The organism is uncultured Campylobacter sp. (genome assembly GCF_937949835.1).
In the GTDB taxonomy this organism is placed as follows: Bacteria; Campylobacterota; Campylobacteria; order Campylobacterales; family Campylobacteraceae; genus Campylobacter_B.
Window position 1 is genome coordinate 1 of the sequence record NZ_CALEDC010000061.1, and the last position, 1,365, is coordinate 1,365.

General features: G+C 45.9%; 1 protein-coding gene and 1 pseudogene. Both read right to left on the bottom strand.

Annotated elements, in window-relative coordinates:
* Positions 1 to 415: 415 nt before the first annotated feature.
* Entirely contained in the window at positions 416 to 1,003 is a 588-nt protein-coding gene (locus Q0256_RS01340) for an HAD-IB family hydrolase (protein WP_297896884.1), read from the bottom strand.
* Between the two features lie 112 nt (positions 1,004 to 1,115).
* Positions 1,116 to 1,365 (bottom strand): annotated as a pseudogene (locus Q0256_RS01345) (translational GTPase TypA); the annotation flags it as partial.

Below are 1,365 nucleotides of genomic sequence, written 5' to 3' on the forward strand. Positions count from 1 at the left end.
AGAATTATAAGGCGCGGAATTTTGAAATTTTAAAATTCCGCTTCGTACACGGCGAGTATATATTCTGAAATCTGCAAATTTTGAAATTTTAATAGCCGAAAAATCCCGCAAAATTTTAAATTTTATCTTACGCTAGGTTTCAAAATATCTATTCCATTCGGAACAAAATTCTACGCCACGATAGAATTTTAAAATTTTACTCGCACCGAGAATTTTAAAATCCCATTCTGCAACAAAATTTCGTAGTTCATGGCTTTTGCGCTGCGATAAAATATGAAAATTTATCGTGCGGTATAGAATTCCGCAGATAAGCGCGATAAATTTAAAAGGATAAAATTCCGCGTGAGGCGAAATCTAGCTCTCAGCAAAAGCGCAGTCGCCGTAGATGCTATTATTCAGCTTTCAGCGTTAAATTTTACTCAAACGCCTTGTAGTGCGCCTCATCGGCAAACTCGAGCATCTCGCGATCGCCCCTACTGTCGCCGTAAGCGATGACGCGATCGAAAGCCTGCACGTCGTATGCCGCGCGCACGCGAGCGACCTTTTGCGCGCCGTAGCAGTTCTGCCCCTCGATCTCGCCCGTGATGATGCCGCCTTTGCGCCGTATTTTAGTGCCTAAAAGCTCCAAGCCCTGCGCGTCGCACCACGGACGCAGCCAGTCTTCGAGCGAGGCGGTGACGATAACGACCCTATCGCCCGCGGCTTTGTAGCTTGCGATCTTGTCCATCGCGCTTTGTTTTAGGATATCTTCGATGTGGGTGGTGGAGTATTTTTTGCAAATTTTATCGAATTTATCGGCGCTCATGCCCGCAAAAAAGTAGCCCAAGAGCTTTCTGCGCGTAAAATTATTGCTCGCAAGACCTAGCTTATACGCCGCTAAAATGGGCGATAGCACCAAAATCCCGCGAAAAAATTTCTTAAATCCGACTACGTAGGCGACGAACTCGAGCAGCGAATCATCGCGCGTGATCGTGCCATCAAAGTCGAATAAAACAAGATTCATTGCCTCTCCTAGCAAAATTTTAGCAGCGCAAATTTAAAAATTTGTCTATAAAAAAGGCGTGAAATTTAAAAGCTAAATTTCACGCCGAATTTTAAAATTTCATCCAAAAATTCTATTTTTTCGCCATTCGTCTGCGCGTCGTAGGGTCTAGGTATCGCTTGCGCACGCGGATATTTACGGGCGTAACCTCCACAAGCTCGTCCTCCTCGATCCACTCCAAAGCGCGCTCTAGGCTTAGCTTTCTAGGCGGTACGAGCTTGATAGCGTCGTCAGAGCCGCTAGCGCGTACGTTGGTTAGGTTTTTGCCTTTGATCGGGTTTACGTCGAGGTCGTTTGGACGGCTGTGCTCGCCGATGATCATG